Annotated in this window: 7 protein-coding genes; all 7 read right to left on the reverse strand. The window is 67.0% G+C overall.

Annotated features, from left to right (window positions below):
* Window positions 1–188, reverse strand: a 188-nt coding sequence (locus NZM16_RS06660; RefSeq protein WP_295479459.1) for a hypothetical protein, incomplete at its 3' end; no start/stop codon positions are given.
* A gap of 75 nt (window positions 189–263) precedes the next feature.
* Window positions 264–857 (reverse strand): hypothetical protein, encoded by a 594-nt coding sequence (locus NZM16_RS06665; protein ID WP_295479461.1) that lies wholly within the window; start codon window positions 855–857, stop codon window positions 264–266.
* Window positions 858–1,716: 859 nt separating this feature from the next.
* Window positions 1,717–2,301: a hypothetical protein gene (locus NZM16_RS06670; RefSeq protein ID WP_295479463.1), complete on the reverse strand. Its 585-nt coding sequence runs from the start codon at window positions 2,299–2,301 to the stop codon at window positions 1,717–1,719.
* Window positions 2,302–2,471: 170 nt separating this feature from the next.
* The gene (locus tag NZM16_RS06675) at window positions 2,472–3,128 is read right to left on the reverse strand and encodes a response regulator transcription factor (RefSeq protein ID WP_295479465.1); all 657 of its coding nucleotides are present in this window, start codon (window positions 3,126–3,128) and stop codon (window positions 2,472–2,474) included.
* A 276-nt stretch (window positions 3,129–3,404) separates the two neighbouring features.
* Window positions 3,405–4,865 (reverse strand): hypothetical protein, encoded by a 1,461-nt coding sequence (locus tag NZM16_RS06680; protein ID WP_295453728.1) that lies wholly within the window; start codon window positions 4,863–4,865, stop codon window positions 3,405–3,407.
* A complete protein-coding gene (locus NZM16_RS06685; RefSeq protein ID WP_295479466.1) occupies window positions 4,862–5,947 on the reverse strand; it encodes an ATP-binding protein in 1,086 nt (361 codons plus the stop codon). Before NZM16_RS06685 ends, NZM16_RS06680 begins: the two co-directional genes overlap by 4 nt.
* A gap of 12 nt (window positions 5,948–5,959) precedes the next feature.
* Complete coding sequence (locus tag NZM16_RS06690) at window positions 5,960–6,646, reverse strand: YbhB/YbcL family Raf kinase inhibitor-like protein (RefSeq protein ID WP_295479469.1); 687 nt, start codon at window positions 6,644–6,646, stop codon at window positions 5,960–5,962.
* Between the last annotated feature and the right edge of the window lie 429 nt (window positions 6,647–7,075).

Below are 7,075 nucleotides of genomic sequence, written 5' to 3' on the forward strand. Positions count from 1 at the left end.
CCTCGCGTCGCCAACAGGGCCACAACCACCAGCAAAAGAACGATCAGAGCCGCCCAAAAGCCTTTACGCTTCATCGCCTGCCCCTCGAGCTCACGGGCAGCAGCCGCCGCCACCCGTTCGACCAGCAGAGTGGCTGCCGCACGCGGTAGCTTGCGCGAACAGAGCGGCCCCGGCGCGATCTTGTCCACGCCGAGGCCGGTTCACTCTTCTTAAGAAAACCGCGCCCCGGATCCCGAGCCTCTCGTTGCAGGATCTCGCGGGAATCATTCGCCTAACACCATCGACTGCAGGTGCGGCATCAGCTCCGATGGCAGTTGGGGATTCAGGCTTACAATCCATAAAACCGTCACCGCGGACCCCCGACACCCAGCCAGCCACAGAGAATAGACGTCAGAGGACCCTCGGACCGCCAGAAGGTGTCCGCGCCCTCGGGCGATCGAGAGAGGAAGGAGGCGGACTTCTCCTGCGGCCTCTTGCAGCTGCCTCATCAAGCGATGGGGGAGGGCCTCACAGGCCCGCTGGGCCTCGCGCGCGGAGGCATAGTGATACAACACCTGGACGATTCCGGCAACCCGAGCCTGGCGAGAGTCCGTGACCCCGACCGAATCCAGATCCCAGACCACTATCACAACTCCCTTTCCGGGCTGGTCGGGAGCTGGGTTCAGCAGGTTTGCGATCTCCGTAACGGCCGTATCCGCGCGAGGATCCACCTCCACCTCCCACCCCAGCTCCTTCAGAGATCCCTCCGATAGCAGCAACAACCCATCCGCTGGGAACGGCTCCCCTCCTCGAACAGGGAATGCAGTGATAAGTAACGACAAAGGAAGAATCATGAACAGCAACAGATTCCGCTTCATCTTTTAACCTCCGATTTGTGATATTACTGAATCCAGCATGTTGCTCGATAATTAGAGATGTTTTGACGGTGCGAGCTTTGTGCATACCAAGAGAGTGGGACTCCCAGCTTTGACTGTGGATACCTCAGCCACCATGTCCACTGGTCGATGCATCCATGGCTGCTCGAGCAGGTATCCGCATATCCTCCCGGGCCTAAATATTCCGGGCTATGGCAGTGTGGACGGGTCCAAACTGCGAGCACGTGCGGTCGCAGTCCGGTGAGGGCTATCTCCCAATGAGACGCATAGACCCGTCCCCACCACAGCGGGCCGGGAGGCCCGGATTGAAAGCGGGTAAGGGCGGACATCGCGGCAGCGGCCCACTCGTTCAGCTCCAGGGGCGCCCCTCGAGCGCCCGGCGGGGCCTCTTCCGAATAATACTGGCCATGGTGGTCCCCACCCGCCCAGCACAACGGGCAGAGCGGCCACCAGCGCTAACCCCAGCATCTTGCGAATCAGGCGCCTCGTCATGGTTCTTCACCTCCGGCCGTAAAGGTCGTTTTCCCATCCTCATCGTATTCCGGTCGAGGCGCCTCCACCACCGGATTTTCCCCAGGGGGAGCCCTGGGGATTTCCACAGGACCCTCTGGATGGGCCACTTCCCCCGCCGCAAGCCGTCCGCCGGAACGGGGCGAGGTATATGGCGCGGCGCTTTTGGGCAGCAGCCCCTAAGCGCCCCTTGACCGGCGACGTTAAAAAAAGCAGCGGCCCTCGCTTCCGCTGCGTTCGGGCCGCCACTTGACGAAGAGAGGCCCTTCGAGGAACGACACCGACGAAATGGGGCACGGCGCGATGAGCGCCGCCGGGCCGGCAGTGGAGATCAGCGCCCCTCCCCGAAAGCTGAAAGCAGGATCTCCAGGGCGGTTTCTTCCCTCAGATCGCCCTCGATCCGGATGCACACCCGGGGGTCACAGGCCGTCGCCGCCACATACCGCGTCCGCCGCTCGCAGAAGGCGTCCGCGCAAACCGGAGCGCTGACGATGTCCACCGGGATCCCCCGATGGATCTCCCGACGCGGCAGGATCCTTTGCACCTCATCCGCCTCCGTCGGGGGAGGGCCCTCGCCGACCCGCCCATACGCGTGGCGCTCCGGGAGCCGCACCAGCGCCCGGGGCGCCAGGGCCGGCGCCAGCGACGCCGGGGCGACCTCCCACCGGAACCAGCTTCCCTCCAGACCGCCGGCGGGATGGCTGTAGGATAGATCGATGATGGGCGCTCCGCCTTCGCGGCGGATTACCACCGCTGGCCCGATGAAGCCCGGGGGGTGCCAAGCGGGCTCCCGCAATCCGGGAAAAGCAGCTTGGGCTTCTGCGAGGGTCGCCAGCGGGGCCGGACGAGGGATATCCTGGGCCAGACCTGTCGACCCGATCGCAGCAAATCCGGCGATGAGAAACAACACCAACATCCGGCGCGTCGTGCTTTTTCCTTATGCGTGGAACTGCTCCCGTCGCTTCAGAATGTTTACACCGCGAATCGTAGCCCAGCGCCGGTCGCCCCGCCACCGGGTTCTCCACAGGGTGGGCCCTCGGGATTTCCGCAGGCCCGAGGCCAGAGAGAGGACGCGGAGGGCAGGACCTACGCGCGATCTGTTGGAGGCGATGGGGGCTCCTCCCCCGCGGCCTCGCGGAGCCAGCCCCGGCGGAGAGCCTCCCGCACGGCGGCCGCCCGGTCGCTCACCCCCAGGCGCCCGAAGATCTGGCTCAAGTGATACTCCACCGTCCGCGGCGAGATCCCCAGGCGCTGGGCGATCGCCCGGTTGGTCAGCCCCTCCGCGGCCAGCGCCAGGATCTCCCGCTCCCGCTCCGTCAGCCCCTCGCCCCGAAGCGTCCGCATCTTCGCCAGCACCGGGCGGCTGAAGGCCGCCAGCCCCTGGGCGGCGCTCCGCACAGCCGCCGCGATGGTCTCTACGTCCTCCTGCTTGAGCAGATAGCCGTCCACCCCGATCGCCAGCGCCTCCTGGATCAGCGCCTCGTCCTCATAGGCGCTCAGCAGGAGAACGCGGATCGGCCATCCCCGACGCCGGATCTCCCGCGCTATGGTCAGACCATCCCGCTGGGGCAGCCGGATGTCCAGGACCGCCACATCCGGCTGCAGGCGCTCCAGCAGGGCGAGGGCGGTTTCGCCGTCCCCCGCTTCGCCCACCACCTCGAAGTCCGGCGATGCGCTCAGCAGGGCCCGCAGGCCCAGCCGCAGCGGCGGGTGATCGTCCGCCAGCACCACGCGAATCGGCATCGCTCTGCCCTCCATTCGATATTCAACGCGTAAAGATCGGGCTTCGGCCGCTCCGCCTCGCCTGGGCAATCCATCGAAAGCTTACTGGGTCTCTTTTCGAAGGCGGGGGAAGGTCTTCCTTATCCGCCACTGAGAGCTGGGAAAAGAGGGACAAAAAGATCCCTTCGGGGCATCGCCGGGCGCCTTTGGGGCCGCCCGAAAGGCTTGCCGGAGGAAATGCGCCCCGTAACACCTGCTGCCCCAAGAAACGGGAGGTAGGCCGAAGACTTCAGGGCGCTAAGGCGCGCGCGTCAGCAGGGCCTCGAACTCCGCCGCGGCGTCCCGCAGGCGGCCTTTCCCCCACCACAGGCTGAAATCCTCCCACTGGGGATCGGCGTCCAGGAACCAGCAGAAGGCCTCCACCTGGGGCTCTTGCGCCACCACCGACCAGGCGGCGGTCAGCCAGCCCGGCGGATAGTTGTGCGCGGGCGGGATCTTTTCATCCGGCGCATAGGTATTCGAAGAGGTGATATAGACCGGCCGGCCGCGGGTAGAGGGATAGGCGTTGATGATCTCCAGCCAGTCATAAAGGGCCCGAAACCCCATCCGGGCGCCCTCCGGGCCCCGGAGATCCCGCAACGGTTCCTCCGCTTCCGGGTAGCCGGCCGCCCGCGCCGCCTCCGGCCGCCCCGGCACGTGCAGGGCGAAGCCATCCGGCCCCGGTTTCCACACCCCCATCGCCCCCTTCGATCGAGCTGACTCATCGATATACGCCACCAAGGTGTGGAAATAGTTTAACCACGGGACGTCTACCCGATACCGGCGCTCGCCGTCCTGATCCCGCACCCAGGGCCGCACCGGTCCCACCAGCACGCGCGCCCGCGGGTTGGCCATACGGATCACGGCGACCGCGTGGTCGACGCGCAGCGGAGATTCGCCGTAGCCGATCAGGATCCGCGCATACCAGGCCGGGGTGATCGGTCGATCCGGCGCCATCCGATTGCTGGAGGCATCATTCGGGCCGCTCCCCAGGAAATACGCGTAAACCCCCTGCAGGCGATCGTCCCGGGCCAGCCGCTCCAGATAGCCCAGATATCGGAGCAGCCCTTCCATATCCCCGGCGGGCGGGAGCGTCTGTCCGCGATCGTAATCCACCCGCACGAGGACCCGCAGGCCCTTCGCCTCGTGGCGGGCCACCCGGGCCGCCAAGGCGTCGATGCCCCAATCCCGGTCCTCCCCCAGTTGCGCATAGGTCAATTCCACAGCCCACCCGGATCGGCCCTTCCAGTCCCGATCGGGATGGGGGAAGACCAGCCCTAACTTGGTCGGCAGGGGCGAGGAGGATGGGGCGGGTTCCGCCTCCCCCAGGGCCATGCGGCCCCGCAGCTGACAGCCCAGATGGCAGTCCCGGTAAAAGGCCACCTGAACCGGGCCGTCCGGCATCCGGAATCGCCAGACCCAGCGCCAAGTTCCAAGCTCAGGCTGATCCTCAATCCGCTGGAGGGCAGCCGGCGCCCCGTTCACCGTGAGCAGGATATGCGCCCACGGAACCCGATCCCGGACCTCCAGGGTGACCTCATCCCCGGGCCGGGGAGAGGGCGGCTCGATCCGGAACCGGGGCCACGGGCCTTCGGTGTCCGGGCCCAGCCGCAAGGCCACCTCTCCAGGCGGGGCGGCGAGCGCGATCCACAGCCCGATAAGACCGGCTATCGCCCACCCGCGATACCGGCGAAGCCATGCCATCCCTGCCCGTTTCATCCGCCCTCCTCCCATACCGGCAACGTGAACCGGACCGCCGTCCCGGTCTCCCCTTCGGTGCGGCTCTCGATCTCCAGCCCCGCCCGATGCTGGCGGAGGATTTCTGCCACGATGGCCAGGCCCAGGCCGGAGCCGCCGGACTCCCCGACATCGCCGCGATAAAAGGGTTCTATTACATAGGGAAGATGCGCCTCGGGGATCCCGGGGCCGGTATCCGCGACTGTGCACTGAATCCCGGCGGGGACGCGGCGCAGCGTCACCGCGATCCGATCGCCAGGCCGGCTGTAACGGATGGCGTTGTCCAGCAGGTTGAGGAAGACCTGTTTCAGGCGGTCTGCCTCTCCCACGGCCATCGGCAGCCCCTGCTCGATCTCGACCGTGAGGGTCTGGCGGCGGGCCTGCGCCTCCGGCAGCTTCTCCGCCACCGCCGCCCGAACCACCTCGGTCAGATCCAGCGGACGGAGGACCGGCGGCTCACCGGCCAGGCGCCCCAGCTCCAGCACCCCGTGGGCCATCCGGAGCATGCGCCGGGCCTCCGCTTCCAGGATCTCGAGGGATTGCGCGCGGATCTCGGGGGCAATGGAAGGGAGCTTGAGCACTTCGAGGTGGGTCAGCATCGTGGCCAGGGGCGTGCGAAGTTCGTGGGCCAGCCCGGCCAGCCAGCGGCGCAGCATCTGAAGACCCCGATAGCCTTCCCCTGCGTCGGCGACGAACAGCCAGAATTCCTCCCCTTCCGGAGCCACCCACCATTGCAGAGCGTTGCCTTCCCCCATGGCCACAAGGCGAGATCGGCCGGCCCATTCCGCCCGGGCCGCTTGCATGTCCTCCTCCAGCCAAGGGCGCCATCGGGCCTCCGGCAGGCGACCGGAGGCCGCCGGGAGCGATAGCAGCTGACGCGCGATCGAGTTGGCCTCCACGTAGCGGCCATCCGGGAGCAGCCGCAGGAAGCCCAGAGGGATGCGCTCCAGCGCCGAACGGGCGCGCCGGGCCTCCCGGCGGGCGGACCACCGGCCGAGCAGGAGGATGAGCAGGGTATAAGTGGCCAGGATCAGCAGCGCCAGCCGCAGCTCAACCGTCCACATGGACTGCTCCCCTCAGCGCCCATACCGCCCGGTGAGACGCCCCACCGCGAGGACGTGTCCCGAGAGGGCCGCCTCCACCTCCCCATGGCGCGCCCCAGGTGGGAGCTCCAGCGCCACATCCAGGGCATAGAGGGTGAACGGGTAACGATGGGCCGGGCCTGGCGGTGGACAGGGCCCACCATATCCGAGACGGCCGAAGTCGTTCCGCCCCCGGCGCCCGACTCCCTCGATGGAGGGTTGAGGGGAAAGGCCTTCCGGCAGTTCGGTGCGATCCGGTGGGATCGCATAGAGGACCCAGTGGACGAAACGCCCTCGAGGCGCGTCGGGATCATCCACGATCCGCACCAGGCTCTGGGTGCCGGGCGGAGGGGGATCCCAACGCAGCGGCGGCGATCGATCCGCCCCGTCGCAGGTATAGTCCCGAGGGATGGTCTCGCCTTCCGCAAGTGCGGAGCTCCGAAGGTTCAGATCCGGAAGGCCCCCCTCGGAGACAGGAGAGGGGGTGGTGGTTGGGGGAGGAAGAGGGGTCGGCGTCTCAGTAGAGGCAGGAGTCGGTGTGGGGATCGGTGGGCTCGTGGGGGCGGGCGGAGTCTGGACGAGGCCTGGGGTTTCCATAGAGGCGGTTGGGGTGGCTACACCACAACCCAGACCGAGCACCAGCGGCCCTATGAAGCCAACGGAGACAGTCCAGCTGCACATTCAAAGCCTTCCTCCGGCCGAACTCGCCCATGAAGTTCGCCCGTCAGACGCTCTTTCGTCCTGCTCCCTCTCACAGCGCTGTGGAAGGATTTCGGAGCGAGACGGCTATCCATCCTTCCTTACCTTATAACAAGCGCTCTGACGATGAGAACAGGATGGGAAGGGCTATCCCCATCATAGCATGGGCTAGGGAGATCTCCAAAGCCGGGCTTAGGATTCAGAGCGACGAAGATCCTCTCGGGGCAGATTTGCGGAAATCCACAGGTCCACCCTGCGGAAAACCCGGTCGTGGAACCGTGGAGATCCGATTACATTACAGAGGATCCCAGGGCCCGTCGGAGCTCCGCCGCGACCTCCGGGAGCGGGCGCTCGCGGCGCACCACGGGCGGGCGGGCCAGGCGCAGCCCGTCGCCCACCCAGCGTGGGATC

The sequence above is a fragment of the Thermoflexus sp. genome (genome assembly GCF_025055495.1).
Lineage (GTDB): Bacteria > Chloroflexota > Anaerolineae > Thermoflexales > Thermoflexaceae > Thermoflexus.

Coding starts and splice junctions, on each gene's coding strand:
- NZM16_RS06665 (WP_295479461.1), bottom strand. CDS start 857: ATGAAGCGGAATCTGTTGCTGTTCATGATTCTTCCTTTGTCGTTACTT.
- NZM16_RS06670 (WP_295479463.1), bottom strand. CDS start 2,301: ATGTTGGTGTTGTTTCTCATCGCCGGATTTGCTGCGATCGGGTCGACA.
- NZM16_RS06675 (WP_295479465.1), bottom strand. CDS start 3,128: ATGCCGATTCGCGTGGTGCTGGCGGACGATCACCCGCCGCTGCGGCTG.
- NZM16_RS06680 (WP_295453728.1), bottom strand. CDS start 4,865: ATGAAACGGGCAGGGATGGCATGGCTTCGCCGGTATCGCGGGTGGGCG.
- NZM16_RS06685 (WP_295479466.1), bottom strand. CDS start 5,947: ATGTGGACGGTTGAGCTGCGGCTGGCGCTGCTGATCCTGGCCACTTAT.
- NZM16_RS06690 (WP_295479469.1), bottom strand. CDS start 6,646: ATGTGCAGCTGGACTGTCTCCGTTGGCTTCATAGGGCCGCTGGTGCTC.